Source organism: Streptomyces sp. NPDC101237, assembly GCF_044767465.1.
Taxonomy (GTDB): domain Bacteria; phylum Actinomycetota; class Actinomycetes; order Streptomycetales; family Streptomycetaceae; genus Streptomyces; species Streptomyces gramineus.
This window is the reverse complement of record NZ_JBIWNY010000027.1, coordinates 1-25,383: the sequence shown is the minus strand read 5'-3', so window position 1 is coordinate 25,383 and position 25,383 is coordinate 1. Positions and strand designations below refer to the sequence as shown.

27 protein-coding genes, 5 pseudogenes and 1 riboswitch are annotated in these 25,383 nt (G+C 71.1%); of the genes and pseudogenes, 29 read left to right on the top strand and 3 right to left on the bottom strand.

Annotated features, from left to right (window positions below):
- The first annotated feature begins 11 nt into the window (after positions 1 to 11).
- The 3 genes and pseudogenes from ACIRQ9_RS32210 to ACIRQ9_RS32200 all read left to right on the top strand — a co-directional run.
- Positions 12 to 764: a sugar phosphate isomerase/epimerase family protein gene (locus tag ACIRQ9_RS32210; protein WP_404181414.1), complete on the top strand. Its 753-nt coding sequence runs from the start codon at positions 12 to 14 to the stop codon at positions 762 to 764.
- Positions 761 to 1,882: a Gfo/Idh/MocA family protein gene (locus ACIRQ9_RS32205; protein WP_404181411.1), complete on the top strand. Its 1,122-nt coding sequence runs from the start codon at positions 761 to 763 to the stop codon at positions 1,880 to 1,882. The genes ACIRQ9_RS32210 and ACIRQ9_RS32205 overlap by 4 nt, the downstream gene beginning before the upstream one ends.
- Positions 1,883 to 1,972: 90 nt before the next feature.
- A pseudogene (locus tag ACIRQ9_RS32200) lies at positions 1,973 to 2,199 on the top strand (ABC transporter ATP-binding protein); the annotation flags it as partial.
- Between the two features lie 244 nt (positions 2,200 to 2,443).
- Here the strand turns inward: ACIRQ9_RS32200 and ACIRQ9_RS32195 are convergent.
- Positions 2,444 to 2,806, bottom strand: coding sequence for an ArsR/SmtB family transcription factor (locus tag ACIRQ9_RS32195; protein ID WP_404181408.1), 363 nt, complete (start codon positions 2,804 to 2,806; stop codon positions 2,444 to 2,446).
- 81 nt (positions 2,807 to 2,887) lie between these two features.
- Positions 2,888 to 3,097: riboswitch (cobalamin riboswitch) on the top strand.
- A 27-nt stretch (positions 3,098 to 3,124) separates the two neighbouring features.
- Here ACIRQ9_RS32195 and ACIRQ9_RS32190 point away from each other — a divergent pair.
- The 15 genes and pseudogenes from ACIRQ9_RS32190 (at position 3,125) to ACIRQ9_RS32120 (ending at position 17,867) form a co-directional block, all read left to right on the top strand.
- Positions 3,125 to 4,243, top strand: coding sequence for a HoxN/HupN/NixA family nickel/cobalt transporter (locus ACIRQ9_RS32190; RefSeq protein ID WP_404181405.1), 1,119 nt, complete (start codon positions 3,125 to 3,127; stop codon positions 4,241 to 4,243).
- 689 nt (positions 4,244 to 4,932) lie between these two features.
- Complete coding sequence (locus ACIRQ9_RS32185; protein WP_404181402.1) at positions 4,933 to 5,226, top strand: hypothetical protein; 294 nt, start codon at positions 4,933 to 4,935, stop codon at positions 5,224 to 5,226.
- On the top strand, positions 5,223 to 7,520 hold the full coding sequence (locus ACIRQ9_RS32180) for a heavy metal translocating P-type ATPase (protein WP_404181399.1): 2,298 nt from the start codon (positions 5,223 to 5,225) through the stop codon (positions 7,518 to 7,520). Before ACIRQ9_RS32185 ends, ACIRQ9_RS32180 begins: the two co-directional genes overlap by 4 nt.
- The gene (locus ACIRQ9_RS32175) at positions 7,517 to 8,050 is read left to right on the top strand and encodes a copper chaperone PCu(A)C (protein ID WP_404181396.1); all 534 of its coding nucleotides are present in this window, start codon (positions 7,517 to 7,519) and stop codon (positions 8,048 to 8,050) included. The genes ACIRQ9_RS32180 and ACIRQ9_RS32175 overlap by 4 nt, the downstream gene beginning before the upstream one ends.
- Positions 8,051 to 8,184: 134 nt before the next feature.
- Positions 8,185 to 8,880: pseudogene (locus ACIRQ9_RS32170) on the top strand (hypothetical protein).
- Positions 8,881 to 9,109: 229 nt separating this feature from the next.
- A complete protein-coding gene (locus ACIRQ9_RS32165) occupies positions 9,110 to 9,733 on the top strand; it encodes a sigma-70 family RNA polymerase sigma factor (protein WP_404181393.1) in 624 nt (207 codons plus the stop codon).
- Between the two features lie 179 nt (positions 9,734 to 9,912).
- Positions 9,913 to 10,950, top strand: coding sequence for an ABC transporter substrate-binding protein (locus ACIRQ9_RS32160; protein WP_404181391.1), 1,038 nt, complete (start codon positions 9,913 to 9,915; stop codon positions 10,948 to 10,950).
- Positions 10,951 to 11,006: 56 nt separating this feature from the next.
- Positions 11,007 to 11,972, top strand: coding sequence for a FecCD family ABC transporter permease (locus ACIRQ9_RS32155; protein WP_404181388.1), 966 nt, complete (start codon positions 11,007 to 11,009; stop codon positions 11,970 to 11,972).
- A gap of 4 nt (positions 11,973 to 11,976) precedes the next feature.
- Positions 11,977 to 12,783 carry an ABC transporter ATP-binding protein gene (locus tag ACIRQ9_RS32150; RefSeq protein ID WP_404181386.1) on the top strand — a complete coding sequence of 269 codons (807 nt, stop codon included), beginning with the start codon at positions 11,977 to 11,979 and terminating at the stop codon, positions 12,781 to 12,783.
- A 272-nt stretch (positions 12,784 to 13,055) separates the two neighbouring features.
- The gene (locus ACIRQ9_RS32145) at positions 13,056 to 13,823 is read left to right on the top strand and encodes a hypothetical protein (protein WP_404181383.1); all 768 of its coding nucleotides are present in this window, start codon (positions 13,056 to 13,058) and stop codon (positions 13,821 to 13,823) included.
- 268 nt (positions 13,824 to 14,091) lie between these two features.
- Positions 14,092 to 14,631: a superoxide dismutase family protein gene (locus ACIRQ9_RS32140; protein WP_404181380.1), complete on the top strand. Its 540-nt coding sequence runs from the start codon at positions 14,092 to 14,094 to the stop codon at positions 14,629 to 14,631.
- Complete coding sequence (locus ACIRQ9_RS32135; RefSeq protein ID WP_404181378.1) at positions 14,610 to 15,209, top strand: copper resistance protein CopC; 600 nt, start codon at positions 14,610 to 14,612, stop codon at positions 15,207 to 15,209. The genes ACIRQ9_RS32140 and ACIRQ9_RS32135 overlap by 22 nt, the downstream gene beginning before the upstream one ends.
- 250 nt (positions 15,210 to 15,459) lie before the next feature.
- A complete protein-coding gene (locus tag ACIRQ9_RS32130) occupies positions 15,460 to 16,953 on the top strand; it encodes a PepSY-associated TM helix domain-containing protein (protein ID WP_404181375.1) in 1,494 nt (497 codons plus the stop codon).
- Positions 16,950 to 17,606, top strand: a complete 657-nt coding sequence (locus tag ACIRQ9_RS32125) for a DUF5134 domain-containing protein (protein WP_404181372.1) — start codon at positions 16,950 to 16,952, stop codon at positions 17,604 to 17,606. The genes ACIRQ9_RS32130 and ACIRQ9_RS32125 overlap by 4 nt, the downstream gene beginning before the upstream one ends.
- Positions 17,607 to 17,732: 126 nt before the next feature.
- Positions 17,733 to 17,867: a hypothetical protein gene (locus ACIRQ9_RS32120; protein WP_404181369.1), complete on the top strand. Its 135-nt coding sequence runs from the start codon at positions 17,733 to 17,735 to the stop codon at positions 17,865 to 17,867.
- On the opposite strand, the pseudogene ACIRQ9_RS32115 reads toward ACIRQ9_RS32120, so the two are convergent.
- Positions 17,847 to 18,185 (bottom strand): annotated as a pseudogene (locus ACIRQ9_RS32115) (cadmium resistance transporter); the annotation flags it as partial. The gene ACIRQ9_RS32120 and the pseudogene ACIRQ9_RS32115 sit on opposite strands and share 21 nt — an antisense overlap.
- A 140-nt stretch (positions 18,186 to 18,325) precedes the next feature.
- Here ACIRQ9_RS32115 and ACIRQ9_RS32110 point away from each other — a divergent pair.
- Positions 18,326 to 18,499, top strand: a pseudogene (locus ACIRQ9_RS32110) (Tat pathway signal protein); the annotation flags it as partial.
- Between the two features lie 96 nt (positions 18,500 to 18,595).
- Complete coding sequence (locus ACIRQ9_RS32105; RefSeq protein WP_404181366.1) at positions 18,596 to 19,096, top strand: SAM-dependent methyltransferase; 501 nt, start codon at positions 18,596 to 18,598, stop codon at positions 19,094 to 19,096.
- Between the two features lie 64 nt (positions 19,097 to 19,160).
- Here the strand turns inward: ACIRQ9_RS32105 and ACIRQ9_RS32100 are convergent, their stop codons facing one another.
- On the bottom strand, positions 19,161 to 19,376 hold the full coding sequence (locus ACIRQ9_RS32100) for a transposase (RefSeq protein ID WP_404181653.1): 216 nt from the start codon (positions 19,374 to 19,376) through the stop codon (positions 19,161 to 19,163).
- 206 nt (positions 19,377 to 19,582) lie between these two features.
- On the opposite strand from ACIRQ9_RS32100, the gene ACIRQ9_RS32095 reads away from it, so the two are divergent.
- From ACIRQ9_RS32095 to ACIRQ9_RS32055, 9 genes and pseudogenes are all read left to right on the top strand, one after another.
- Positions 19,583 to 19,825, top strand: a complete 243-nt coding sequence (locus ACIRQ9_RS32095) for an SDR family NAD(P)-dependent oxidoreductase (protein ID WP_404181363.1) — start codon at positions 19,583 to 19,585, stop codon at positions 19,823 to 19,825.
- Between the two features lie 406 nt (positions 19,826 to 20,231).
- Positions 20,232 to 20,408, top strand: coding sequence for a hypothetical protein (locus tag ACIRQ9_RS32090; RefSeq protein WP_404181650.1), 177 nt, complete (start codon positions 20,232 to 20,234; stop codon positions 20,406 to 20,408).
- A 32-nt stretch (positions 20,409 to 20,440) separates the two neighbouring features.
- The gene (locus tag ACIRQ9_RS32085) at positions 20,441 to 20,605 is read left to right on the top strand and encodes a hypothetical protein (protein WP_404181360.1); all 165 of its coding nucleotides are present in this window, start codon (positions 20,441 to 20,443) and stop codon (positions 20,603 to 20,605) included.
- A gap of 67 nt (positions 20,606 to 20,672) precedes the next feature.
- Positions 20,673 to 21,044 (top strand): DoxX family protein, encoded by a 372-nt coding sequence (locus ACIRQ9_RS32080; RefSeq protein WP_404181358.1) that lies wholly within the window; start codon positions 20,673 to 20,675, stop codon positions 21,042 to 21,044.
- Between the two features lie 625 nt (positions 21,045 to 21,669).
- The gene (locus ACIRQ9_RS32075) at positions 21,670 to 22,137 is read left to right on the top strand and encodes a hypothetical protein (RefSeq protein WP_404181355.1); all 468 of its coding nucleotides are present in this window, start codon (positions 21,670 to 21,672) and stop codon (positions 22,135 to 22,137) included.
- Positions 22,086 to 22,652, top strand: coding sequence for a PP2C family protein-serine/threonine phosphatase (locus ACIRQ9_RS32070; RefSeq protein ID WP_404181647.1), 567 nt, complete (start codon positions 22,086 to 22,088; stop codon positions 22,650 to 22,652). Before ACIRQ9_RS32075 ends, ACIRQ9_RS32070 begins: the two co-directional genes overlap by 52 nt.
- Positions 22,653 to 22,791: 139 nt before the next feature.
- Positions 22,792 to 23,409, top strand: a complete 618-nt coding sequence (locus ACIRQ9_RS32065; RefSeq protein WP_404181351.1) for a TetR/AcrR family transcriptional regulator — start codon at positions 22,792 to 22,794, stop codon at positions 23,407 to 23,409.
- Positions 23,410 to 23,586: 177 nt separating this feature from the next.
- Complete coding sequence (locus ACIRQ9_RS32060) at positions 23,587 to 24,348, top strand: MMPL family transporter (protein WP_404181348.1); 762 nt, start codon at positions 23,587 to 23,589, stop codon at positions 24,346 to 24,348.
- A 157-nt stretch (positions 24,349 to 24,505) separates the two neighbouring features.
- Positions 24,506 to 25,383: pseudogene (locus ACIRQ9_RS32055) on the top strand (Fe-S oxidoreductase); the annotation flags it as partial.

Here is a 25,383-nt window from a genome sequence, read left to right as displayed (position 1 = left end):
AACTGACCACCGTGACCGCAACCACCCCGCTGGCCGTCCAGCTTTACGGCCTCGACCGGGCCCTAACCGCCGACCGGCGCGACACCCTGCGGCGGCTCGCCGCCATGGGTTACTCCGGCGTCGAACCGTACGACGTGCTCACCGACCCGCACCGACTGCGCGCCGACCTCGACGAGTTCGGCCTGCGGGCGTGCAGCGCGCACGCCTGGATCACCGGCGAGCAGCAGACCGAGATCCTCCAGGCGCTTCCCGTGGTCGGCGCCGACACCGTGGTCCTGCCCTACGCCGCCCCCGACCGGTTCGCCGACCGCGACGCGGTCGCCGCCCTCGCCGCCGAACTCAACACCGCCGTCCGCGCCGCGGCCGAGCACGGCATCCGGGTCGGCTACCACAACCACGAGTTCGAACTGTCCACGCTGCTCGACGGCATCCCCGCCCTGGAAGTACTCGCCGACCTTCTGGACCCGGCCGCGATCCTGGAGGTCGACACCTACTGGGCCGCCGCCGGGGGACAGGACGTCCCCGCCCTGCTGGGCCGGCTCGGCGACCGGGTCCGCCTCCTGCACGTCAAGGACGGTCCGATCACCATCGACCGCGGACAGCCCAACACCGCCGTCGGCGCCGGCCGGATGCCCGTCCCCGCGGTGCTCGCCGCCGCACCCGCCGCCGAGTGGCACATCGTCGAACTCGACCAGTGCGCCGGGGACGTGTTCGACGCCATGGCGCAGAGCCACACCTACCTCACCACGGAGGGCGCGCGATGACCGGGCCGCACCCGCACCGCACCGGACCGGTGGGCGTCGCCGTCATCGGCTGCGGCACCATCAGCGACCAGTACCTGGCCAACCTGACATCCTTCCCCGACCTGAGGGTCCTCTTCTGCGCCGACCTGGACCAGGACCGCGCCCGCACCCAGGCCGAGGCCCACGCCGTCCCCGCGGCCGGGACCGTCGAGCAGGCGCTCGCCCACCCCGAGGTCGAGATCGTGGTCAACCTCACGGTACCGTCGGCCCACGCCGCGGTGGGAACGGCCGCGCTGCGTGCGGGCAAGCACCTCTGGAACGAGAAGCCGCTCACCGCCGACACCGACAGTGCGGCGGAATTGCTGGAACTCGCCGAGAAATCCGGGCTGCGGGTGGGCGGTGCCCCGGACACGTTCCTCGGCGCCGGCCTGCAGAGCGCGCTGCGGGCCCTCCACTCGGGCACGATCGGCACCCCGCTCACCGCGCTGAGCCTGATGCAGATCCCCGGCCCGGAGTCCTGGCACCCCGGCCCGGAGTTCCTCTACCGGCCCGGCGGCGGCCCGCTCTTCGACATGGGCCCCTACTACCTGACCGCGCTGGTGAACGTCTTCGGACCGGTCGAGCGGGTGAGCGCGGTCGGCGGCCGCTCGCGGGACCGACGGGTGATCGGCTCCGGCGAGCGGGCCGGTACCGAGTTCGACGTCACCGTGCCGACCCATGTCTCGGCGCTGCTGGAGTTCTCCGGCGGCGGCTCCGCGACAGCGGTGTTCAGCTTCGACTCGCCGCTGCTGCGTCTCGGTTTCGTCGAGGTCACCGGCCTCGACGCCACCTTGGTGCTGCCCGACCCGAACCACTTCGACGGCACGACGGCCGTCGAGGACGGCGGCCCACGGCGGCACCTGCCGGTCGAGGGCACGCGCGCGGGACGCGGCACGGGCGTGCTCGACCTGGCTCGGGCCATCCGCTCCGGGACGGCGCACCGCGCCACCGGCGACCTCGCCTTCCACGTCCTGGAGGTGATGACGGCGATCAACACTGCCGCCGACTCCAAACTCCCGGTCCCGGTGCACAGTCGGTGCGCCGTCCCCGAACCACTGCCGGTCGGCTGGGACCCGCACGCCCGGACCCTCCCGGACTGAGGTCCGCCTCCCGTCGGGGCGGCGGCCCTCCCTTGGTCTCGCCGTCCCGGCCGTGTGCCCCTCCTGAACCGTCCGTCCACAGGAGTAACCGTGGTGCTGCACCGGGGACCGCTGAGCCACCGCTACCGGGGCGAACACCCGGTCCGGACGCTGCTTTACCTGTTCCGGCCCGAGCGGGGCCGGGTCGCGCTCGCGACGCCGGGTTCCTGCTGAAGCACGCCCCCGTCCGGCTGCTCCCGCTCATCACCGCGGACATCGTCGACGTGGTGGTCAGCCACCGCCCGGTGTCGGCCCTCTGCTGGAATTGCGCGGTCCTCTGGGCCCGCGATGATTCGTCCGGCACCTCGTCCACGCCTCCGGCGGCGACATCACCCCGCGTCCGGCACCGGGACCCGCCGCGGGCCTGGACGCCACGGACTGGCTCAACCCGGTGCGATCTGGCGGTCGACAGGAACGGGACACCCCTGCCGGCACCGGAAACCGCGGCAGGGCGCCGACCTGAACACGGGCGTCCAAGCCTTGCGGAGGAACTCCGCGCCGGTATTCGCCGGGGTTCGTCGTTCAGCCGGTCTCGGCGGTGGTGCATTGGTCCAGCAACCCGCTGGTGACGGGATCGACGACCCGGTAGCGCACCACGCGTCCCGCTTTCTCGCCCGCCACGACGCCGGCGGCGCGCAGCAGGCGCAGGGCCTGGGAGACGGCGGGGTCGTTCATGCCGGTCGCGACGGCGAGGTCGGAGACAGCGAGCGGGCCCGTGCGGTGCAGGGCCAGGAGGAGGGAGAGGCGTCCGGGGTCGGCCGGCAGGGAGAACCGCTCGGCCCAGGCGCGGACGTGGTCGGGCTCGCCGATGGCGGCGATCGCGTCGCAGACCCGGTGGCCGTCGATGGTGGGGCGGTCCGCACGGTCGGCGGGGACGAGATGCATGAGGGGCATCCTCCCAGGTGCCCCGATGTGATCTTGCATACCTGCATACCTGCGCAGGTATGCAGGGCGTGTTCGGTCCTCGTACCGTTGGGGAGCCGTGGTGCTCGGGAAGACCGGTGACGGCCCCGCGTGGTTCGGGGGCTCAGGCCGGAGCGGCCCTCGCCACTGTGATCGGGGAGTTTCCGTCCCACGGGTTGTACGGTCACTGTTCGCCCGCCGGCGGACGGGAAGGCCGGGACGGGCACGCGGCACCCGTAAGCCAGGAGACCGGCCACGGCATCTCACGAAGTGATCCACGAGGTGCTGGAGCGTGACCTGATGACCCTGCCCGAAACCGGGACCGGGAGCGGTACCGAGTCCGATTCTGTTTCCTTTCGCTGGCGGCGAGAGGACACCGTCAAGACGGTCGGGCTGATGGCGGTGATCGCCGCCCTGCACGTCGTCGCCTTCGGGGTGCTGTTCCTTCTCGTCGTACCTGGGCACTACGAGATCGGCTCCAAGGCGTTCGGCATCGGGCTCGGCGTCACGGCGTACACCCTCGGCATGCGGCACGCCTTCGACGCCGACCACATCGCCGCGATCGACAACACCACCCGCAAGCTGATGGCCGACGGCAAGCGGCCGGTGTCGGTGGGCTTCTGGTTCGCGCTCGGGCACTCCAGCGTGGTGGTCGCGATGGCCGCTCTGGTGGCCGGTGGCGCCGCCATCGCCGGCACGCTGATGAACGACGACTCAAGCACCCACCGGACGCTGGGCGTCATCGGTACGACCGTGTCCGGGTCCTTCCTCTACATCATCGCCGCGCTCAATCTCGTCGCCCTGATGGGCATCCTGAAGGTGTTCCGGGCCATGCGGGCCGGGAAGTTCGACGAGAAGGAACTCGAACGGCACCTGGATTCGCGCGGGTTCATGAACCGGATCCTCGGCCGTCTCACCAAGTCCATCACCCGGCCTGGCCAGATGTACCCGATCGGCTTTCTCTTCGGCCTGGGCTTCGACACGGCGACCGAGGTCACGTTGATGGTGATGGCCGGATCGGGCGCGGCTGCCGGCCTGCCCTGGTACGCGGTCCTCTGCCTCCCCCTCCTCTTCGCCGCGGGCATGAGCCTGTTCGACACGCTCGACGGCACCTTCATGAACTTCGCCTACCAGTGGGCCTTCTCGAACCCGGTCCGCAAGGTGTTCTACAACCTCACCATCACCGGACTCTCCATCGCCGTCGCGTTTCTGATCGGCACCATCGAACTTGTCGGCGTACTGCACGAGAAGCTCGATCTGCGCGACGCCGTGACCGACTGGATCGCCGGCCTCGACCTGGACCACGTCGGCTACGTGATCGTCGCCCTGTTCGTCGTGGTGTGGGCCGCTGCGCTGGCGTACTGGAAGCTGGCCAAGGTGGAGCAGAAGTGGGCGGCCCGCCTGGGGGAGAGCGGCTGACACCTCAGGATCGCCCGCGGGCCGGGAAGCGGTGCCGCTCCCTGGCCCGCCGCTTCGGGTGCGCCCCTGCTCACCTCGGCCAGTGCGCCGTTGGACGGAGGCGGAAGTTCCGGGGCGCGTGCGCCGATTCCCGCGCCGGGCGCGGGGGAAGGAACCCTCCGCGGCACTGGGCCTGGTGCGGGAGGGGGGAGCCGGGTGGCGGACCGTCGGCGCGACGACCACCGTGACACCGTGCACCCCGAGTGGCCCCGGGAGTCCGAGCCCGGCGAGGGCCGGGGCCGTCCGGCGCGTGTCGCCGGGGGAGCCTGGCCGCTGCTCGTGGTCACCGTCGTGGTTCTCGCCGGCGGCTATGGCTGGCTGGGTTCCGTCGCGGGCGGTGCGCTCGGTGCTCTGGTCGGGAGCGGGGCGGGTCTGGTCACCGGCGCTCTGCTGTATCTCCTGGTGGACTCGGCCGTCTTGGGCAGACCAATACGCCATCGCCGTACCCGAAAGGCCCTACGACGCCCGGCACGGTGACCGCGCCCGGTGTCCGGGCAGGTGTGAGAAGTCCCTTGGGCTCCCACGGCCCAAGTGGCGCGCGTCACGTTTGACCGCGGGAACTTGATGCTCCGGCGAGCCGACCATTGGAACGGCACGGCTTCGACCGCCGTTCCTCGTATGACGGTTCGATGCGACCAGGAAGGTCGGGCATGGCCGAGTTCCGACAACCGTCCCTCCCCGCCGGTGTACCGGCCCGCAGGCTGTTGCCGTCCCCCGCGCTCTGGGGCTTCCTGCTGCTGCTCGCCCTGGTGTTCTCGGTGTCGTACGCCGTCGGCTCGGCCGCCGGACCTGTGGCGCCCGGCATGCACGGGACCGGCATGCACGGGACCGGCAGTGGAGGAAGCGGCGGAGGCGACGGTGGCAGCGGGGGCAGCGGGGGCGGCATGGAAGACATGCGTGGAATGTCGGGGATGCAGGGGATGTCGGACGGGAGCGGTCAGTGACGGCGGGTGAAGCGGCGGCCGGTCTCGTGGTCACGGATCTCACCGTCGACGGGATGACCTGCGCGGCCTGTGTGCGGCGGGTGGAGAAGAAGCTCGCCAAGCTGGACGGCGTCACCGCCACCGTGAACCTGGCCACCGGGATGGCCCGGGTCAGCCACCCGGCCGACATCGCGCCGGAGGAACTCGTCACCGCGGTCGAACAGGCCGGCTACCAGGCAGCTCTGCCCGTGCCCGAGGAGAAGGAGACGGCGGAGAACAGCGCGGAAGACGGGTCCGCCTCCGCCGCCCGGCAGGAGCGCGAGCGGCTCCTCGGCACCGCGCTGCTCGCCGTCCCGGTCCTGGTGCTGTCGATGGTGCCCGCCCTTCAGTTCCGCAACTGGCAATGGCTGTGCTTCGCGCTGGCCGCGCCGGTGGCGGTGTGGAGCGCGTGGCCCTTCCACGAGCGCGCGCTGCGCGGGCTGCGGCACTCCACGGCCACCATGGACACCCTGGTCTCGCTGGGCGTGGTCGCGTCCTTCTCCTGGTCGGCCTATGCCCTGTTCCTCGGGGGAGCGGGCGACCCCGGGATGCGGATGCCGTTCAGTCTGCTGCCGTCGGCGTCCGACGGTGTGGCCCACGTCTACCTCGAAGCCGCGGTGAGCGTGCCGCTGTTCGTGCTGACCGGACGGTACCTGGAGGCGCGGGCACGCCGGGGGACCGGGGCGGGCCTGCGGGCTCTCGCGGGCCTGGCGGCCAAGGAGGTGTCGGTCCGCGACGCGCACGGCGAACGGTCCGTCCCCATGGAGCGGTTGCGGGTGGGGCAGGTCTTCGTCGTACGCCCGGGCGAGCGCGTCGCCACCGACGGGCGGGTGGCGGAGGGCAGTTCGGCCGTGGACCTGTCCCTGGTCACCGGCGAGAGCGAGCCCGTGGAGGTGGGCCCCGGCTCGGCGCTGGTCGGCGGGGCCGTCAACGCCGGCGGGCTTCTCCTCGTACGGGCGACGGCGATCGGCGCGGACACGCAGCTGGCCCGGATCACCCGGCTGGTCACCGAGGCCCAGGCGGGCAAGGCGCGGGCGCAACGGCTGGCCGACGCGGTGGCCGGGGTGTTCGTACCGGTCGTGCTGACGATCGCGGTGACCGTCCTCGGGTTCTGGCTGGGCGCCGGTGCCGATCCGCAGGCGGCGATCACCGCCTGCGTGACCGTTCTCGTCGTGGCCTGCCCGTGTGCGCTGGGACTCGCCACCCCGACCGCGCTGATGGCCGCCACCGGGCGCGGGGCGCAGCTGGGCGTGCTGGTGAGCGGGCCGCAGACGCTGGAGGCGCTCCAGCACGTGGACACGGTGGTCCTGGACAAGACCGGCACCCTGACCTCCGGCCACATGACCGTCGCCCGGGTGACCGCGGTGCCCGGCGGGCCGGGGCAGGAGGAATTGGTTCGTCTGGCGGGAGCGGTGGAGCGGGGCTCCGAGCATCCGATCGGGCGGGCGATCACGGCGTACGCGCGCCGCTCGGCGGAGCGTGAGCCGCTGCCCGAGGTGAGCGACTTCACCGCCACGGCGGGGCGGGGCGTCACGGGACGTGTGGACGGTCGTACGGTCGAGGTGGCCGTGCCGGAAGGCGAGTTGCCGCCGGTGCTGGCCGAGGCTCTGGCCTTGGCGGAGGACGAGGCGTACACGTCCGTGGTCGTCCGGGTGGACGGCAGGGAAGTGGCGCTGATCGCCGTCGGTGACCTCGTACGGCCCGGCGGCTACCGTGCCGTGGAGCGGCTGCGGCGCCTCGGTATCCGCCCGGTCCTGGCCACCGGTGACCGCGAGGCTCCCGCGCGGGCGGTGGCGTCGGCGCTCGGGATCGACGAAGTGCACGCCCGCTGCTCCCCGGAGGACAAGGCCGGCCTGGTCCGGCGGCTGCAGGAGGAGGGCTGCCGGGTCGCCGTCGTCGGCGACGGCGTGAACGACGCCGCGGCGCTCGCGAGTGCCGACCTGGGCATCGCCATGGGCAGCGGCACGGACGTGGCCATCGGGGCCGCCGACCTGACCCTGGTGCGCGGTGACATCGAGGCGCTCGTCGACGCCGTCCGGCTGGCCCGGCGCACCCTCGGCACGATCCGCGCCAACCTGCTGTGGGCCTTCGGCTACAACGTCGTCACCGTGCCGCTCGCCATGGTGGGGCTGCTCAACCCGATGCCGGCCGCCGCCGCGATGTCGGTGAGTTCGGTGCTGGTGGTGGCCAACAGTCTGCGGTTGCGCGGCTGGCGGCTTGTGTCCGGTGGCGGGCGGGGGCGCGGGGCGCGCTCCGGGAAGGTGGCTTTCCGATGAAGTGGACGATTCCGGCGCTGGGGGACCGGCGGCGGTTGCGGGACGGCGCGCTCGCCGCTCTCGTGCCCGTCGCCGCGTGCAGCGTGGCCCTGGCGGGCCTGACCGCCTGGACCGGCACCGGCGGGGCGGGCAGCCCGGCGCTCATGAGCGTCACCGAGGGACGCGTCCTGCTGCCGTCCGCCGGGGTGGCGGAGACGGCGGCGTTCTTCCGCATAGCCAACCGGGGCGGCTCGGCCGACAGCCTGATACGAGTGACCTCGCGCGACGTCTCCGACGGCATCACGCTCGCCCGGCACCGCATGAACGACGGGAACGGGGCCTACCGTGCCGCCGTCGACTCCGTGGCGATACTGGCGGGCGACAGCCTCGCGATGTCGCCCCGGGGAGTGGACCTGACGGTGACCGCTCCGGCCGGGGAGCGGAGTTGGACTTCGGGTGATCTGGTGCCCTTCACCCTGGAGTTCCGGCACAGTGGGCGGGTGAAGGTGCTGGCGGTGGTGGTGCGCCCGGGCACTGTCCCGCTCCAGTAGTCGTGCCGGATGCCCGCCGAGTTCCCGCCTGATGGGCGTGATGCGCGTCACTGTCTGCGCGGTGAGTCGGCGGGTGGGGTCGCATACGTACCCCCTGACGACGAGCGGACGCCGGGTGCGAGGATGGGCGGGCCATGACTGTCCGAGGGTGGTGCCGTGCGCTGCGGGCCGGTGTGTTCGCCGCCGTCTGCGTGCTGCTCGCCGCCCTCGGCCACGTGCTCATGTCGGGTACCTCCGTCCCCTGGTGGGCCATGGCCGCCGGTGCGGCCGGGACTGGAACGGCCGGCTGACTGCTGGCCGGCCGTGAACGCGGACGCATCCTGATCGTCACGGTCGTGACCGTGGCGCAGGCGGTGCTCCACGAGGCGTTCTCCCTGGCGCAGACGCTCACCTCCGCGGCGACTCCGGGACACGACGCCTCGGCTCACGCCCCGGGCTCCGTGGACATGGGCTCCATGGACATGGGCTCCATGCACAGGGACCCGATGGACATGGGATCCATGACGCATGCCATGTCCGGCGTCCAGCACGCGCACGGCATGGCCGGCATGAGCGGGAGCGCCTCGTACGGCATGTTCGCCGCGCACCTCCTGGCCGCGATCCTGTGCGGCCTGTGGCTCGCGTACGGCGAGCGCGCGGTCTTCCGCGTTCTGCGGGCCGCGGCCACCCGGCTGGTGGCACCGCTGCGGATACTGCTGGCCGGGCCCGCGCCGCTGCCCCGCCCGCTCACCGGCAGGCGCCGCGCCACCGACGTGCCGGTTCCGGCACGCCTCCTCCTGTGCTGCTCCCTCACCTCTCGGGCCCCGCCCACGGGTGCCGCTGTCGCCTGAGACAGCCGGAACCACCGGGGCCTCACGTCTGGCCATCCGTCCTGCCGCGATCGCGCGCAGTCCCTTCCTGTGGTGACGCTTCACCCCGGCACGTCCGCGTGCCGCCGTGCGTCGACACTTCCTGACGGGCCCCGGGCATCGCCGTACCCACCGCGTACGGCCGCACCCCAAGTCCCGGTGCGCCGCCGCTTCCAGCGGCAGGCCCCGGACGACCCGATAGGGACCTCACGTGACTGTTTCCGTCCTGCCCGCTCCCCAGGCCCCCCGGACGACTCGGACGACCCGCGCCTCGGCGGACGCGGCGGCGACCGCCTGGGCCCTGGCCGCCCGCGGTGGCGACCCCCGCGCGGCCGAGCACTTCGTTCGCGCCCTTCACAATGACGTGCTGTGCTACGTCGTCCACCTCAGCGGCGATCCCCAGACCGCTCACGACCTCACCCAGGACACCTTCGCCCGGGCGTTCGCCAGCCTGCACCGCTTCGAGGGCCGGGCCTCTGCCCGTACCTGGCTGCTGTCCATCGCCCGTCGCGCGGTGGCCGACAGTTTCCGGTACGCCGGCGCTCGGCCGAGGCTCGCCGACACCCCGGACTGGCAGGCGGCCGTCGAACGAACCCAGTCGCGCGACCTGCCGGGCTTCGACGAAGGCGTGGCCCTGCTCGACCTGCTGGCCGCGCTGCCCGACGAACGCCGGGAGGCGTTCGTCCTCACCCAGGTGGTCGGCCTGTCCTACGAGGAGGCGGCCGGCTTCACCGGCTGCCCCGTCGGCACCGTCCGCTCCCGGGTGTCCCGCGCCCGGGCGGCCCTGGAACGGCAACTCCTGGAGGCCGAGGCACCGCCCGCCCCGGCGGCCTGACGCGACCGGTTGGTGCTCTCCGGCGGGGAGCACCAACTCCGCTGCCCGGGGGCATCAACTCCGCCGCCGGGTTGGTCAAATGCCGGAAGAGCGCGGGAACTCACGGCCAGCGCGCCCCGACTACTGCACCAGAACCACGCAGAAGACCGTCAGCGCACCCCGCACGCATAGGAGCCCGCATGCCGATCAACCGGCCGGCCGCCACCGCCCTGGCCGCCACCCTCTGCCTGCTCACGGCGGCATGCGGCTCCTCGTCCGACGACAAGGCGAGCGCCGACACAGCCGGGGCTGCGGCCTCGAAGTCCGGCTACCCGGTGACCCTCGACAACTGCGGCCAGAAGGAGACCTTCAGGAAGGCGCCCAGTCGGGTCGTCGTCATGAACGGCGCCTCGGTCGCGGAGGTCTCCACGCTCCTCGCTCTCGGACTCGGCGACAGGATCGTCGCCAACCAGCAGGGCTACGGCATGTCCGAGGTGCCCGGCCGGGCCGCCGCCGTCAAGAAGCTGCCCACCGGGAACGTCAAGCTCAACGACGCCTACGACATCCCGCGCGAGGCGATGCTCGGCCTGCGACCCGATCTCGTCCTGTCCGTCACCACGTACGGCTTCGACCAGAAGAACGGCTTCGCCACCCGCGAACAGCTGGCGCAGGTCGGCGCCCACAGCTACGTCTCCCCGCAGGGCTGTGATGACGACCCGTCCCGGATGACCGTCGCCGACAGCTACCGGCTGCTGCGCGACATGGGAAAGATCTTCCACGTCAGCGACCGGGCCGAGAAGCTGATCGCCGCCTCCGAGAAGAGCATCGCGGCGGTCTCCAAGAAGGTCGCCGCACAGAAGAAGCCCAAGGTGATGGTGCTGTTCTCCACCATGTCCATGGGCAGCAACGACTTCAGCTCGGTCCTCGCCAACGGCATCGTCAACGACATTCTCGCCAAATCCGGCGGCACCAACGCCTTCTCGCACACCACCAAGGCCGCCTTTGCCGACCTGAGCAAGGAGAAGGTGGCCGCCACCGACGTCGACGCCGTCGTCGTCATCAGCTACAACGACCCCGATCCGGCGGCTTACGCCAAGAAACTGCTCAAGGAGTTCCCCCAGTGGCCGGCCGCCAAGAGCACCACGTACGTGACGCTGTCCGACTCGATGTACCTCGGCCCCAGCAACGACCTGGCCGTGGCAAAGGTCGCGAAGATGCTGCACCCCGACGCCCTCTGAGCCGCCTCGGGACCCCGCTGGCGTTCACGCTCCTGCCGGTCGCGCTGGCCGCCACCATGATCGTGGCGATCAGTATCGGCGCCGTCGGCGTGCCGGTCGGCGACGTGTGGGCGATCGTCCTGCACCACGTCACCGGCGCCGGGTCGGCCCCCTCCGACCTCGCGCTCGACCAGATCGTCTGGACCTTCCGCACCCCGCGGGTGGTGCTGGCGGCCCTGGTCGGCGCGGGCCTGGCGGTGTCCGGCGCGGTGCTGCAGACGGTGGTGTCCAACCCGCTCGCCGACCCCGTCGTGCTGGGTTTCTCCTACGGCGCCACCCTCGGCGCGGTCCTCGTCATCACCCTGAGCGGAGGCGTCGCGCCGGCCGGGCTAGGGGTGTCGGCGGCGGCCTTCCTCGGCGCGGTCGTCGCCGGGGCACTGGTCTTCGCGCTCGGGCAGCGGCGGGGGCGGCTGGCCCCGACCCGGCTGGTCCTGGCGGGCGTCGCCGTCGGGTACGTCTTCCTCTCCGCCACCAGCTACGTCCAACTCCAGGCGACGCCCGACGAGTTGCGGACGGTGATGTTCTGGATGCTGGGCAGTGTCGCGGGCGCACAGTGGGACCAGGTCCCCACCGTCGCCGCGGTGGTGCTCGTCACGACCACACTCCTCGCCCTCTTCGGCCGGCGCCTCAACGTCCTGCTGGCCGGCGACGAGTCCGCCACCGCCCTCGGCGTCGACGTCAACCGGCTGCGGGCCGTCCTCCTTGTCCTCAGCGCGCTGCTCACCGGAACCGTCATCGCCGTCGCCGGCAGTATCGGCTTCGTCGGCCTGATGATCCCGCATCTGGTGCGCCTCACCACCGGCGCCGACCACCGCCGCCTGCTGCCCCTGACCGCCCTGCTGGGCGCCCTCTACCTGGTCGTCGTCGACCTGCTCTCCCGCACCCTCGACCGCCCCAACGAACTGCCTCTCGGCATCCTCACCGCCCTCCTCGGCGCCCCGTTCTTCCTGTGGCTGCTGCGCCGCACCAAGGGTCTGGACTGACCGCGTGAAACTGACCGTCGACCAGCTCCACATCACCCTGGACCGCACCCCGATCCTGCGCGACGTGAGCCTCGAAGCCCGCAAGGGCGACATCGTCGGCCTCGTCGGCCCCAACGGCAGCGGCAAGTCCACCCTGCTGCGCGCCGTCTACCGCTCACTGCGCCCGGCGGACGGCGCCGTCCGGGTCGGCGAGGACGACGTCTGGGCCCTGTCGCCCCGGGCCGCTGCCCGCCGTACCGCCGCCGTCCTCCAGGACGCGGGCGGCAATACCACCGGCCTGACCGTCGCCGAGATCGTCGCTCTCGGCCGCGCCCCCCACCACGGCCTGCTGGGCCGCGACGGAGCCGACGACCACCAGGCCGTGGTCGACGCCGTCGACCGCTGCGGCGTACGGCCCTTCGCGGACCGCGACTACGCCTCCCTGTCCGGCGGTGAGCGCCAACGCGTCCTGCTGGCCCGTGCGTTGGCCCAGAACCCGCAACTCCTCGTCCTGGACGAACTCACCAACCACCTCGACATCCGGGCCCGGTTCGAACTCCTCGACCTCATCCGCGTCACCGGCGTCACCACCCTCGCCGTCCTGCACGACCTCGACCTCGCCGCCCGCCTCTGCGACCACCTGGTCGTCCTGCACGAGGGCACGGTGGTGGCGGCGGGACCGGTCCTCGATGTCCTGACCCCGCAGATCCTCGCCGCCGTTTTCGGCGTCCGCGCCCGCACCGAACGGCACGCCGACGGCGTCGTCCGGATCACCTACGCGGCCCAGCCGCTCGCGGACCAGGACGCCCTCTCAGCCAAGGAGAACAGCTGATGTCGCCGCGTGGTCAGATCCTCATGCCCGACGGGGTCGAGGAGCAGGACGCCATCGGACCGCGTGCCGTGTTCGGGCATGCCGTGCAATCGATCTGGCGCTCTGGCCGCACACCCGCGAGTGCGGAGCATCCGTCGCGCGCGGCGTCGAGTCCGTCATGGCGTACGAGCGGCGCGGGGCTGTCTGGCGAAACCTCTGATCGCCGGCCCCCTGAACGCCAGGACGTTCCCGTCCGTATGAGCCAACAAGCCCTTTCTTAACAGGAGTTGTCCGTGTCTCCGACGTTGACCTCAGCGCGGCGCGTTGGCCTGCGTCCGCTGCGGGCCGGCGTCTTCGCCGCCGTCTGCGTGCTGACGACGGCCCTCGGGCATGCTCTGATGTCCGGCGACCTGCTGCCCTGGTGGGCCCTGGGGGCGGCGTACACCGGGACGGCCACGGCCGCTTGGCGGCTGACGGCCCGTGAACGCGGCGCCCTCACGGTGGTCGGGGTCACCACGGCCCTGCAGACTCTGCTGCACCTGTGGTTCGACGTGGCCCACATGCTCGTCCAGATGACGTCCGGTGCGTCCGGGCGGGCGGCATCCTCCGGCATGAACCATGCGATGGCGTTGTCCGGTTCCGGAATGGCCATGCACATGGGGCACGCGGACATGGCGACGGCGCCCACCGGCACCGCGTCCGCCCTGTCGGCGGGGTCCGTGCTGATGCAGCAGGGTTCAGCCGGGATGTTCCTCGCGCATCTGCTGGCAGCCGTGGTGTGCGGCCTGTGGCTGTGGCGCGGCGAGGCAGCGGTCCACCGCCTGGGCCGGGCCCTCGCCGTCACGCTGCTGGCGCCCCTTCGCCGCGTTCGCCGTATGCTCGCGGGCCGGATACCGGTTCGGCCCGCTCATGTCGCCCGCCCGGCTGAGGCCGCTGCGCAGGCGCCTTCCGTCCTCTCGGTGGTACTGCGGCACGCCGTTGTCCGCAGGGGCCCGCCATGGGCCGGTTCGGCACTGCTCCGTCCGTCGACGACCGGCCCGCTGTCCGCCGTACCCCTCTGAAGTCCCCTGCGATTCACCGGGGTTGGGCGATGGGCCGGTGCCTTCCCGGGTCGGGTGTGCGCTCCTGCGCGCCCCGGCCCCTGCACCCGGCTCGGTATGCCCCCGTCCGCCTGTGCGCGGACGGCGGCGTGTGCCCTCCTGCCCATCGATCGGGAGTTCCATGTACCACCGCACGCCCGCCTCCCCCTCCCCGTCCGGCACTCCGTCGGCCCCCGGACCCCTTCGCCACACCCCCCGGCTCGTCCTTGGCACCGCTCTTGTGACCGCCGTGGCCGCCCTCCTCGTCGGCTGCGGAGGCGAATCGTCCGACCATGCCGCCGCCAAACCGAAGACGACCGCCCCCGCCCACAACATGGACGACATGTCCGGCATGGCGATGGGGGACCCGTCGGCCACGGCCGCCTACAAGATGCCCGACGCCGCAGTGGTGGAAGGTACGTTCAAGCTGCTGGACACCCGGCCGCCCGGCCTTGACCACGTCAAGGGCACGGCCTGGCTCGCGCAGGGGCCGAAAGGCACGACCGTCACCGTGAAGCTGACGGGGCTCCAGCCCGGGGCCTCCTACATGGCGCATCTGCACGCCCGGCACTGCTCGGCCGACAACGGCGGCGAGCACTTCCAGTTCGTCAAGGGCGGCCCCGCCAAGCCGCCCAACGAGGTGCACCTCATGTTCGACGCTGACTCGAAGGGTGTCGGGATGACCACGGTGAACAACACCCGTAAGACGGGCAAGGGCGCGGTCGCCATCGTGGTCCACCCCAGCGACGCTCTCGACAACCGCATCGCATGCGCGGACTTCGCCTTCTGAGGGCACCGGCCGTGATCTGCGCGGCCGTGTGTGCGCTGTTGTCCGCCGCCGGTGCACCTGCCTACGCCCACGCCGCGCTCCAGACGGCGTCACCGGCCCCCGGAGCCAATGTCGGCACCGACACCCGGGTCATCGCGCTGACCTTCGGCGGGCTGCTGAAGGGCACCGTGCCCAAGGTCTCCGTAGCCGGGCCGGACGGCAGGCCACTGCCCGTCGGCGAGCCCGTCGTGGTCCCGGGCTCCACCGTGTGCGCGGCCGTGAGCGGCCTGCCGGCCGGCGTCGACTCCATCACGTACACCGTGCTGGCCGTCGACGGCGACGCTCAGACCAACCGCTTCCTGTTCCAGGTGACGAAGAGCGCGAGGGCGGCACCGGTGCCCGCCGCGTGCCGAGGGCGACGGCTGCCGAGTCCACCGGTGGTTCAGGCGAGCGGCTTCCTTGAGCGGCAAGGGGCCGTCCTAGTAGGCGCCTCAGTCGTAACCGCCGTACTGGCAGCGGCAGTCGGAGCGCTCGCTGTAGTACGCAGGAGGCGGCGAGGCGGTACGGCCGTGGGCGGCGGTGACGCCGTGACCGGGTGACCGGGTGACCGAGGCAGGTTCGGGGCGCCCGCGACTGCAAGCGCAGGTCGCGGGCGCCCCGGGTGGGGGCCGCAGAAACCTCGAACAAACCGGGAACTCTGCCCCTCCTCGGTCCGACTGATTGAGGGCAGCGGCCGAACTCGGCCGGGCGCGGGGCGACTTCACGGGCGGACACCGGCCGGGCGCCGCCCGCCCTGCACAGTGACGGCGCCCGACTCGATGCGCCGCCGAGACAGCGTGAGGTCCGCCCATGTCCGTCAGTTCCGACGTCCCCGACGCGCCCGAAGCACCCGAAGCACCCGACCCAGGCTCTTCGGGCACCACGGCGGCAACCACCACTTCGAGCGCCGAGAAACCCCAGCCCGCTTCCCGCCCAGCCGACGCCGCACCGGCGCGGCGCCCGGCAGGCTTCGGCGCGCTGCTGGTCCGGCTGCACTTCTACGCCGGTGTCCTGGTGGCGCCCTTCCTGCTCGTCGCCGCGGTCACCGGTCTCCTCTACACGTTCACGCCGCAGCTGGACCAGTTGGTCTACGGCAAGGAACTCACGGTCTCGCACACCGGTGACAGCACGCGCCCTCTGGCCCAGCAGGTGGCCGCCGCCCGTGCCGAACATCCGAAGGGCACGCTGATAGCCGTACGCCCGGGCAGCGGTGATACGACGACCCAGGTCGACTTCTCGTTGCCCTCACTCGGTGAGAAGGCGCACACGGTGTACGTCGACCCGTACACCGGCAAGGTGAAGGGCCAGCTGACCACCTGGTACGCCGAGACCCCGCTGACGACATGGCTGGACGCGCTGCACCGCAACCTGAACCTGGGAGTGCCCGGCCGGTACTACTCGGAGTTCGCGGCCAGCTGGCTGTGGGTGCTGGTCCTGGGCGGGGTCGCGCTGTGGTGGCGCAGGCAGCGCGGGACGCGGACCGCCCGCCGCCTCCTACTGCCCGACCGGGCGGCCCAGAAGGGGGTACGGCGCACCCGGAGCTGGCACGCGGTCACCGGACTGTGGCTCGCGGCCGGCCTGCTCGTCCTGTCCGCGACCGGCATGACCTGGTCACGCTACGCGGGCGCCCACTTCGGTGAGGCCCTCGACGCGTTCAGCTCCCACACGCCCTCGGTCTCGACCTCGCTGAGCACGGCCTCCGGTGCCAAGACGGCCGGCTCGGGCACCGGAAAGACCGTCGACCCGAACGCGATCGACGGCGTCCTGAAGGCGGCCCGCGCCGACGGACTGTCCGGTCCCGTGGAGATCGCCGTCCCAGCGGACGCCGCCACGGCCTGGACCGTTTCCCAGACCCGCAACCTGTGGCCGGTCGGACGCGACAGCCTCGCCGTCGACGCGACCACCGACACCGTGGTCGACCGAGTCGACTTCGCCGACTGGCCGCTGCTGGCCAAGCTGACCCGCTGGGGCGTCAACGCGCACATGGGCACCCTGTTCGGCCTTGCCAACCAGCTCGTCCTGGCCGCGCTCGCCACCGGTCTGATCTGCGTGATCGTCTGGGGCTACCGCATGTGGTGGCAGCGACGTCCCACCCGCGCCGACCGCCGCGCCCCGCTCGGCACGCCCCCGGCCCGCAGTGCCTGGCGCGGCATACCCTCCTGGGCCCTGGCCACCGGTGTCGTGGTCCTGGTCGCGGTCGGCTGGGCACTGCCGCTGTTCGGCATCCCGCTGGCCGCCTTCCTGGTTGTTGACTTTGTCATCGGAGCCGTCCGCCGCGGCCGTACGACCACCGCGGCCTCGTGATCGCCGCGAGCGGTCTGCGCTGGATCCTCACCCTGGTCTTCGCCCTCACGGCAGCCCACGGGATCCTGCGCGGCGCGAGACCCGGCCTCGGGCTGCCCGAACGGGTGGACCACGCGCTGCACGCCGTCATGGGACTGTTCATGATCGCGATGGTCTGGCCGTGGGGCATGGACGTGCCGGCCCTCCCCCAGGTCGTCGTGTTCACGGCGGGAGCGGTGTGGTTCGTGTCCTCCGCCCCGTTCCGTGCCGAGGGCGGATTCCCCCCTCGGAAGCTGCCGGACACGCTGTTCCACGCCGTGATGATGGTGGCCATGGCGTGGATGGTCGCCGTGATGGACCCCAGCGGCATGACCGCGGGGCAGGGAGGTGGGGGAGCCGGGCACTCCTCCATGGCGGGAATGGACATGTCGGGAGGCTCGGGCCTGTCCACCATGAGCCTCGCCGGTGCCGGAAGGAAATTGGCGGCGGGCCTGCTGGCTCTGGTTCTGCTGGCATTCGCGCTGCGCTGGCTCGCCCGCGCCTTCGACGCAGCCCGTGCCATGCCCGCGGGCGGGCCGGAACCGGTGGTGGGCGTCCGAGCCGATGCCGTGTCCCCGGCCTGCCACGGAGCCATGGCACTCGGCATGGCGGTGATGTTCGCCCTGCTCCTGTGAACCGCGGCCGGATCGGGCAGAAGCGGAGCCTGCTGGCCCGCTCGAACCCAACCCTGTGGAGGGGGCGGTGCCGCCTCCGGGGAGCGTCACCGGAGTCACACGTGGCAAAGGAGAGGGCACCCACTCGTGGACCTGGGCATCATCGGGCGGGCCGCCGGGCGGTTCGCCGTCACCGACATCGACGACATTCTGATCCTGGCACTGTTCCCCTCCCAGGGAGCCGGACAGCCGGGCTCCACCCCACACCGCCACCAGGACTAGGAACACCACGGCGTAGACGGTCATCCCGCCGCTGCCGGCGGTGGCGAAGACGGGCACGTAGACGCCGATGTTGTCGCCGCCGTCGGCGAAGGTGACTGCCGCGACGTCCAGCGGACCGGGGCCGCCCGCCTTGGCGTCCTCACCGCCGTTTCGGTGGTCCCTCCACGCTTGCCAGGCGGCCTCGAGGCCGAGCGCGAGGGGCAGCAGACCGAGGTAGGGGACGGCCGACTCGGGCAGGAAGGTGGCGCCGAAAGCGGCGGCCACGGCCACGGCGAGGATCGCGGCGAAGCCAAGATACTGACCGAGCACGATCCGGCGGCACCAGCATCGCCTGCACCCTCATCTGCTACGACGCAGGTGGTTCTCGCCGTGAAGGTAGACGGTTTTCCCACGTGGGCGGAGACAGGTGCGTCGCCCTCGCCGCACTCATTCGGGAAGCGGGGTGGTCCCAGCCCCACGTCCAGCAGGGACGCCCCGACGAGGCATGCGCAATCTGGAACGAAGCACTCGACGCCATGGCCAATATCCAGTCCGGGCGGGCCCGCGACGTCATCGTCCGCATGCAGATCGACATCTCGCCCGTCCGGCAGCGCGGTGGTTTCCACGTCGGCGAACTGGACCGTCGCGCCTGAGGCATGTTGCGCGCCATAGGCTGACCACAGAACGGTGTCGCGGCGGCGACTGGAGGCCGCCGCGCACGGTACGCCCAGCGAGAGGAACGAGCGCTGATGCCGACTTACGAGGTCAAGTCGATCGCAACGGTCCTCGGCGGCCACGCGCGCGTACAGGACGACTACCAAGGCGGGGTCGAATCGATCATCCGGCTCGACGAGGCGTACCCTCTCGAAACCCTGCAGGGAATCGAGGAGTTCTCCCACCTGACCGTGACCTGGCGCTTCCATCTGGCCCGACCCGAGGACGTCCAGCTCCACGCACGGAGTCCAAGGGGAAACCAGAACTGGCCGGCGACCGGTACGTTCGTCCACCGCAACCACCGGCGCCCCAACCAACTGGCGCTCAGTTACCCACGGTTGCTCAAGGTCGAAGGCAGGGACCTGCTGGTCACCGATCTCGACGCCGTCGACGGGACGCCCGTGATCGACCTGGCACCGTACTTCGAACAGATGGGGCCTCAGGGCCCGATCCGTCAGCCCGCATGGCCTGGCGAGATGCTCGAACCGAATTACTGGGCGAAGGCAAGCGAACGGCCCTCGGAGCGTCCCTTGTAGGGGAGGTGACTGAGCTGCCCGAGTCCACCGACACAGCCCAGGCCAGGTCCTCCTCGGCGTCGGCCTAGGCCATTAGAGCGATGAACACGCGCTCCCAGGTGCCGTCGGCGGCCCACCTCTGCGGCCGGTTATAGACGCCCCGCCAGTTGCCGTACTTTTCCGGCAACTGGACCCACTGCGTTCCGGTCTGGAACTTGAAGGCGATCGCGTCGATCACCTCACGGTGGTCCCGCCATCGGCCACCTGGCTTCGGCGCCCGGTCGGGAAGTAAAGGCTCGATACGCGCCCACCCAAACGGCCTCGGGCTTCCGGCTCCTCACGCGACGTCTTCTTCCCGGACGCACCCCACTCACCCCTGCACCGCACCTCATGCGCTTCCTTGCAGATCTTCTTGTCAACAGAACATCTTCAATGCATAGTGGATTGCAGAAGGGCGCCTCACGTGATCCCCATCAGGCGCTGACACCCCGAAGCAGGGAGAGCATCATGAGTGCCGGCACCGGCCTAGAGGGCTGCACCGCACTGGTCACCGGAGCCACGTTCGGCATGGGCAGGGCCATCGCCCGGAACCCGGCCCGCCAGGGTGCGGACGTTGTCCTGCACGGCCGCGATCAGGCCCGCGGTGAAGCCCCGGCCAGGGAGATCGCGGCGGAGGGCGGCTCGGCACGCTTCGTCGCCGCGGACCTCACCGATGCCGACGGCACGCTGCGCCTGGCCGCCGAGGCCTGAGCGGTGGACACCCTGGTCAGCAACGCGGGCCTGTACGAGCTCACCCCGGCGGCGGCGACCGGTGCCGCGAGCTTCGCCAGCCCCTGGCTTCCCGACGGCTTCACTCGACAGCACATCGACACCGACGGCACCCGCCTTTCCGTAGCCGTCGGAGGCCACGGTCCGCTGCTGGTCCCCTTGCAGGGCTGGCCCCAGACCTCACGTGCCTGGGCCCGCGTCGTGCCCGCCCGCGCGCAGACCCACACCGTCGTCGTGCCCGACCTGCGGGGCACCGGCGACAACGACCGCCCCGAAAGCGGCTACGCCGAGACCCGCCAGGGAGATATACGGGGCATCCTCGCCTCCCTTGACCTTGACCTTGACCTTGCCCGGTCCGGTGGCCGTGGTCGGACACGCCGTCGGCTCCATGGTCGCCTTCGCCTGGGCCGCCACCCACCCCGAGGAAATCTCCCACCCGATCCTCGTCGGCGCGATTCTTCCCGGCCTCGGCCTGGAGGAGGTGATGAAACGCCTACCCCGGCCGCGAACGACTGTGCGGAGGCTTCGCGCACTACCCGCACCCTCCTGGACGACGGAGGCGTAAACCGCACCCCGCACGCCCGGCGGAAACTGTCCATGCCCGTCCTGGCCATCGGCTCTACCGCCTCGGGAACCGCCACCGCCCAGGCCCTGACACCGCATGCCGAGAACATCCAGGGCGCAGTCGCACCGACCGGTCACTTCGTCGCCGAGGAAGACCCTGCCTGGTTCACCCAGACGGTGACCGCGCTCCTCGCCTGACCGCCGCGTTCTTCACGCAGCGCCCGGCTGGCCCCCGTACACAACCCCTTTACCTGATTGGATCATCATGAATACCGGCCTGTGGATCATTGCTGCCCTCCTGGCTGCGGCCTTCCTCTTCTCCGGCCTCTTCAAGCTGGTCCTGCCGCACGAGAAGTACGTTGCCGCTCAGGACTGGGCCGCGAGCGCACCACGCTGGGCCCCTGGAGCCATCGGCACCATCGAGGTACTCGGCGCGATCGGCGTGGTCCTGCCGGCCATGGTCGACATCGCGCCGGTCCTGGTCCCGCTCGCCGCGACCGGCCTCGCTCTCGTGATGGCAGGCGCCGTCGCAATGCACCTGCGACGCCGTGAGATCCCGGCCCTGGTACCCAGCGCCGGACTGCTCCTCATCGCCGCGACCCTGGCCTGGGGACGCTTCGGCCCATACGCCTTCTGACACGCAATCGCTGACCCCATGGTCGGCCAAGCTCACGGCCAGGCCATGCCCCCAGACCATGGCATCGGGGCTCTCCAGCATTCCGCCCCGACGACACCACCAGCCGGACCCCCGGTCGGCCTCCGCTGCCCCCGCCCCACGGAGGTCAGGACGACGCGGGTGACGTCGATGAGGCCCGCGTCCTCAAGCCGGTGTAGCACGGCCTCGTGGAGGCGGCCCCAGATACGAGGGCTGCAAGGGCGCGCCGCGATTCCAGCGATCTGTGATCGCCGTGTTGCGGAACGTGTCGGTGGGGGCATTTCTTGACAGCGAATCGCGGTCTCTAAAGTAAAATGAACCATCATGATAGTTTGTAACCGACGCCTGAGGGCGACGGCCTTCGGCAGCTCCGAAAGCGGTACACGTGTTGTGGCGGCAACTTTTCCCCAGGGGGCGACTGGGAGCGGGTGCCTCTCTGCTGGCCCGCCGGCTCATGCTGGGCGTGAGGGCCGGCCGGGTCGGAATCGCGAGGCTCCGCCTTCGGCGACGCGCACCTGGCTATTCGTTCCCGGGGTGGCGGTCGCGTGGCGGGCACCTGGTCGCCGCGCGGCTCCTCACTGCCGGTGCGCCAGCGATATTCATGTTCGTGGACATCGTCGTGGCGCTGGTCACGCCAGGGCTGCGCTGGATGTCCATGCTGGCGGTCGCGCCCGCTCTCACGGCCGCGCGGTTCGGCCCGGTCTGCGGAGCGGTCGCCACGATCGCCTGCGCTCTGTTGGGGCTGCGCCCGGGAGCGCCGGGTGGGGACGATGAGATCGCCATAATTGCTGAACTCATAGCCGTTTCGGTGGCAAGTGCCGTGCTGAGCCGGTTGCGCCTGCACCACGAACGGCGCCTCATCGCGGTGCGGTCCGTCGCTGAGGTCGCCCAGCGGGCTGTCCTGACCCCGGTGCCCGCGAGGGTCGGCACCCTGCGCACTGCAGCGCACTACAACGCCGCGGCGGCCGAGGCCAGCGTCGGGGGAGACGTCTACGGAGCCGTCGCGACCCGCTTCGGCACGCGCTGGCCGACGTACGGGGCAAGGGCCTGGCCGCCGTCGGCACCGCCGCCCTGACGCTCGCGGTCTTCCGGGAGGCCGCGCACGAGGAGGCCTGCCTTCTGGATGTGGCCGGCCGGCTGGAGCGGAGTGTGAGCCGCGATCTTTCCGACGACGACTTCGTTACGGCCGTACTGATCGGCTTCCCTGAGCCCGGCCGGCTCCAGGTCGCCAATTGCGGACATGAGCCGCCGCTGCTCGTGCGGGACGACGCGGTGACGCAGTTGTCGCCCGTCGTGACCGTGCCGCCGCTGGGACTGCTCGGTTTCAGCGGCAGTTCCCCCGTCCTGCAGACGGTTCCCTTTCACCCTGGTGACCTGTTGTTTCTCTACACGGACGGTATCAGCGAGGCCAGGAATGCCTCCGGTGACTTCTTCCCGCTCGTCCCTCAGTTCGCGGCCAGCCTGCGGCCGACTCCCGCCGCCACGCTCGACTGCCTGCAGCAGCGACTGCTGCGTCATGTGGGAGGCGAGCTGCGCGACGATGCTGCCCTGCTCATCCTTCAGGAGGCGTCGGAGGCGTCGGAGGCGTGAGTGAGGCCTCGGCGGAAGTGCGAGTAGGGCCGCTGCGCCTCTGCGATGTCCTCGGGAGCGGTGGCGCCTCCTGGTTGCCGGGGGGCGTTCCTCACGGGTCCTGCTTGCCAAACAAGAGGATCTTCTCTACTTTTTCGTCATGCCCCGCGTGACCGATGCCTACCTCGCAGCCCGCCGCAATCAGGTCCTCGACGCCGTGCGCGCGTGCGTGGACCGGGACGGCCTTCAGGGCGCCACGATGGAGGGCATCATCGAGCTGAGCGGCCTGTCGACCGGCACGGTGTACAAGTACATCCGCGGCAAGGAGGAAGGTGTCGAAGCCGCGATGGCCGGTGCCCTCGACGGCCTGACCGCGAAGCTCGTCCCGTTCCTCACTGCCGACCCGCTGCCCGCCCCGTCGGTCGTCGTGAGCCAGTTGACGGACGTCGTGGAGACGTTCGCGCAGCACGAGAAGTACTCCCTGTTGCGCGTGGCCATGCACGGCTGGAGCGCGGCCCTCAGCAGCCCCGCGTTGCTGGACCGCATCGCTCCGCTGTACCGAACCTTCCGTGACCTGCTGTGTGACGCGGCCGTCGCCTGGAAGGCCAACGGCGACCTGCGCCCGGACGCCGACCCCGACGACGTGGCCGCCGCCCTGCTGTCGCTGCTCATGGGGTTCGCCGCTCAGCAGGCGATCCTCGGAGACACTTCGGCGGCCCAGCAGAGCCGCGGATTTGCCGCACTCCTGGCCGAGGGCGGATCCGCCGGCGCCCTGTGACCGCCGTGCAGGCGGGCCCTCGCCCCGGCTGCCGCGCCCTACCCGCTGATCGGCACCCCTGTTTCCATCCATCGACCCCTCAGCTGCGGCACTTGCATAAAATGAGGCTTCATTTTAAGTTACGGGAACGTTCCCGTCCCCGTACGGTCTCGCCGTGCGGCTCGAAAGATCGATTCCATGGCGACAACGCTGTACCGGCTGGGGCGCTTCGGTGTCCGGTGCCACAGGTCCGCACTTCTCTCCTGGCGCCTGCTCCTCCTGCTCGCCGCAGCAGGCGCGGCGACTGCAGGCGGCAAGATCGATGAAGGGGTCACTATCCCCGGACCGAAGTCCCACGGCACCCTCGATGGGCTCGCCGACAGATTGCCTGCGGACGGCGAAGCCTTTGCCCACTTCGGGGCGCTCCTCGCCGCCGGACTGTGCCTTGTCTCTGCCGTCGTCGCCGCGGGCGTCGGACTGGCGGCGTTGCTCAGTGCCACCGGCCTCGTCGTCGTCTCCTCAACCGCGCTCACCCTCTCCCTGATGCCGGGACTGGTGGTGGGTATCGGCCATGCGCTGCTCGTCATCTCCCGTCACCGCGGTCAGCCGACCGAAAGCAGTGACGCGCGCCACGTGAGCGGACGGGCTACCGGCATCCCGGGAAACGCCGTGGTCTTCGCGGGTCTGACGACGGTGGTCGCCATGTCGGGGCGCGCCGTTGTACCTGTCCCCTTCGTCACCTTCGCGCGAGTGGCCGTCTCGTTGACGGTTGCGATGGCCGTCGCCGCCGAGGTCACGGTGATCCCCGCCCTCCGCGGCCTGGCGGGACACCGTCGCGGCCACGCGCTGTTCGCGGCACAGGTCAGGCTGCCCGGACCGCCGACCGGACACGTGGCCCTGGGAGCGCTCGCCGTACCCGCCACGGATCTACGGCCGGCGCTGCCGCTCAGCAGCGACTGATCCGCCCCGGACCGCCCGGCAGCACGGGCCCGGTCTTCTTCATAGGCCCGCACCTGCTCAGTGCTCTGCCGGTGCTCGCGTCCACGTGCTGGCGGGCTGCGATTCGTCCACAGTCAAATGTCCCGCCAATGCCGTGGGACCCTCCCGGGGAGTTACGTTGCAAGCCATCGCGATCGTCGTGTCGCTCGTTCTCATCGTCGTCGGAATGTTCCTTTTTGCCCGTGCCGTCCTGCAGATCTACAGCTTCATGCGGCTCGGTCAGGACATGCCCGCCGGCACCCGTACCGACGAGCCCGTCCAGCGGACCGTGACGGTGGTGAGGGAGTTCCTCGGCCACACCCGGATGAACCGCTGGGGCATCGTCGGTGTGGCGCACTGGTTCGTCGCGATGGGCTTCTTCGGTCTCGTCCTCGCACTCGTGAACGCGGTCGGCCAGCTCTTCGAGAGTGACTGGACATTGCCCGTCCTCGGTCAGTGGGTCCCCTACGAGGTGTGCGTCGAGTTCCTCGGCGCCGCGACCGTGCTGGGCATCATCACCCTGAGCGTGGTCAGGCAGCTCAGTCACCCGCGGAGGCCGACGCGCAAGTCGCGGTTCGCGGGTTCGAACTTCGGCCAGGCGTACTTCGTGGAGATCGCCATCCTTGTCATCGGATGTGCCGTGCTGGTGTTGCGGGGTCTTGAAGGGGCACTGGCCGGCGTGCATGGGTACGAGGCTGCCCACTTCGCCTCGTACCCGCTGGTCGCGGCCTTCCGGGACGCGGATGGCGACACGCTGCGGAACCTGATCTACCTCACCGCGATGATCAAGATCGCGACTTCCTTCGTCTGGATGATCGTGGTCGCCCTCAAGACCGACATGGGTGTGGCCTGGCACCGCTTCCTGGCGTTCCCGAACATCTGGTTCAAGCGGAACGCCACCGGCGGGACCTCTCTGGGCGGTCTGCTGCCGATGACGTCGGGCGGTGAGCCCATCGACTTCACCGATCCCGGTGACGACGACGTCTTCGGGGTCTCCCAGGTCGAGCAGTTCTCCTG

Excerpts from the sequence above, each read along its gene's own strand:
- ACIRQ9_RS32205 (WP_404181411.1), top strand. The coding sequence starts at position 761 with ATGACCGGGCCGCACCCGCACCGCACCGGACCGGTGGGCGTCGCCGTC.
- ACIRQ9_RS32195 (WP_404181408.1), bottom strand. The coding sequence starts at position 2,806 with ATGCATCTCGTCCCCGCCGACCGTGCGGACCGCCCCACCATCGACGGC.
- ACIRQ9_RS32190 (WP_404181405.1), top strand. The coding sequence starts at position 3,125 with ATGACCCTGCCCGAAACCGGGACCGGGAGCGGTACCGAGTCCGATTCT.
- ACIRQ9_RS32185 (WP_404181402.1), top strand. The coding sequence starts at position 4,933 with ATGGCCGAGTTCCGACAACCGTCCCTCCCCGCCGGTGTACCGGCCCGC.
- ACIRQ9_RS32175 (WP_404181396.1), top strand. The coding sequence starts at position 7,517 with ATGAAGTGGACGATTCCGGCGCTGGGGGACCGGCGGCGGTTGCGGGAC.
- ACIRQ9_RS32160 (WP_404181391.1), top strand. The coding sequence starts at position 9,913 with ATGCCGATCAACCGGCCGGCCGCCACCGCCCTGGCCGCCACCCTCTGC.
- ACIRQ9_RS32155 (WP_404181388.1), top strand. The coding sequence starts at position 11,007 with ATGATCGTGGCGATCAGTATCGGCGCCGTCGGCGTGCCGGTCGGCGAC.
- ACIRQ9_RS32135 (WP_404181378.1), top strand. The coding sequence starts at position 14,610 with ATGCGCGGACTTCGCCTTCTGAGGGCACCGGCCGTGATCTGCGCGGCC.
- ACIRQ9_RS32130 (WP_404181375.1), top strand. The coding sequence starts at position 15,460 with ATGTCCGTCAGTTCCGACGTCCCCGACGCGCCCGAAGCACCCGAAGCA.
- ACIRQ9_RS32105 (WP_404181366.1), top strand. The coding sequence starts at position 18,596 with ATGCCGACTTACGAGGTCAAGTCGATCGCAACGGTCCTCGGCGGCCAC.
- ACIRQ9_RS32095 (WP_404181363.1), top strand. The coding sequence starts at position 19,583 with ATGAGTGCCGGCACCGGCCTAGAGGGCTGCACCGCACTGGTCACCGGA.
- ACIRQ9_RS32090 (WP_404181650.1), top strand. The coding sequence starts at position 20,232 with ATGGTCGCCTTCGCCTGGGCCGCCACCCACCCCGAGGAAATCTCCCAC.
- ACIRQ9_RS32085 (WP_404181360.1), top strand. The coding sequence starts at position 20,441 with ATGCCCGTCCTGGCCATCGGCTCTACCGCCTCGGGAACCGCCACCGCC.
- ACIRQ9_RS32080 (WP_404181358.1), top strand. The coding sequence starts at position 20,673 with ATGAATACCGGCCTGTGGATCATTGCTGCCCTCCTGGCTGCGGCCTTC.
- ACIRQ9_RS32065 (WP_404181351.1), top strand. The coding sequence starts at position 22,792 with ATGCCCCGCGTGACCGATGCCTACCTCGCAGCCCGCCGCAATCAGGTC.
- ACIRQ9_RS32060 (WP_404181348.1), top strand. The coding sequence starts at position 23,587 with ATGGCGACAACGCTGTACCGGCTGGGGCGCTTCGGTGTCCGGTGCCAC.